This is a genomic window from Curtobacterium sp. B8, from assembly GCF_000333315.1.
GTDB classification, from domain to species: Bacteria; Actinomycetota; Actinomycetes; order Actinomycetales; family Microbacteriaceae; genus Curtobacterium; species Curtobacterium luteum.
In genome coordinates, this window is record NZ_BACW01000492.1 from 1 (window position 1) to 1,479 (window position 1,479).

Annotated in this window: 1 protein-coding gene and 1 pseudogene; one reads left to right on the forward strand and one right to left on the reverse strand. The window is 69.9% G+C overall.

Annotated elements, in window-relative coordinates; genetic code table 11:
- Positions 1 to 368, reverse strand: a pseudogene (locus tag I59_RS12625) (extracellular solute-binding protein); the annotation flags it as partial.
- A gap of 184 nt (positions 369 to 552) precedes the next feature.
- On the opposite strand from I59_RS12625, the gene I59_RS12630 reads away from it, so the two are divergent.
- A partial coding sequence (locus I59_RS12630) for a LacI family DNA-binding transcriptional regulator (protein WP_031273752.1) occupies positions 553 to 1,479 on the forward strand: 927 nt, incomplete at its 3' end.

Consider the following 1,479-nt stretch of genomic DNA (forward strand, 5'->3'; position numbering starts at 1 on the left):
CTGAGCCCGTACGCGCTGAGGTCCGACAGCGCACCCGACGACGCGATCTGCTGCACGTCGGGTNNGTCGAGCATGAGGACGTCGGGGAGGGTCTTCGACGACGCCTGCTGCAGCACCTTCGAGATCAGGCCGGCGCCGGCGACGTGGTTGATGGTGACGGTCGCGCCGACCTCCTTCGCGCACTGCTTGTAGACCGGGTTGTAGCTCGCGTCGTAGTAGTCCTCGATCGTGAGGGCCTTGCTCCCTCCGGACGAGGCGGAGCCGGAGCCGGAGCAGCCGGTGAGCACGAGGGGGACCGTCGCGAGGACCGCGACCGCGCCGAGCACGGCGCGGAGTCGGCGGGGCGACGAGGGGAACTTCTGCTTCATTGCACAGCTCTTCTCTTGGTGGAGTCATGGACTTCGGCGCACGACCACGACTCGCTGACGTCGTCGTCCCTGCGTTCCTTGGGGCGAGACGCTAACAGATAAGCGCTTCACTCGTAAAGCGCTTTTTTCTCGACGTGGGCTTATGCTGAGCGGGTCCTGAACGAGAGGGGGCGTCGTGGCCACGATGCAGCAGGTCGCCGACCGCGCTGGCGTCTCGATCGCCACCGTGTCCTTCGTCGTGAACGGGACGAAGTACGTCACGCCCGCGACGACCGACCGCGTGAAGGCCGCAATGCGCGAGCTGAAGTTCCGGGGCAACGTGGTGGCCCGTGCCCTGGCGAGCCGTCGGACCAGGATCATCGCCCTGCTCTTCCCGACCACGGGCAACCGCTTCAGCCCGACGACGTCGGAGTTCTTCATGAGCGCGGCCCAGCGGGCGTCCGAGCGCGGGTACCACCTCGTGCTCTGGCCGGTCGACCCCGCGGGCGACGACCTCGACGACCTCGTGTCCGGCGGGCTCGTCGACGGCGTCATCCTCATGGAGGTGCGGATGGACGACCCGCGGGTGGCCGTCCTCACCGACCTCGAGGTGCCCTTCACCCTGATCGGCCGCACCCGGGACAGCGCCGGCCTGCCGTTCGTCGACATCGACTTCGAGACCACGATCGTCGACAGCGTCGACCACCTCACCGCACTCGGGCACCGGCGGTTCGGTCTCGTGCTCGAGGACATCGAAGGGACGCCGATGGCCGGCTACGCCCCGCACCTCCGCGCCGAGTCGACCTTCCGGGAGCTCGTCGCCGAGCGGGGGCTCGCGGGGACCGTCGTGTACGCGGGGGCCGGCAGCGAGGGCGGTCGTGGTGCGGCCGAGGCGCTGCTGACGGCGGACCCGGAGCTCTCGGCGGTGCTCGTGATGAAGGACGACTCCGCCGGCGGGCTCCTCGTCGGGCTGTTCGACGCCGGTCGTCGGGTGCCCGAGGACGTCTCCGTCCTGAGCATCGCGTCCTCGGCGGCGAACGCCGACCAGCACTACCCGCGGCTGTCCACCATGCTCGCGCCCGGCCGGGAGCTCGGCACGCGTGCGGCGGACGCCCTCATCGAGCAGCTCGAC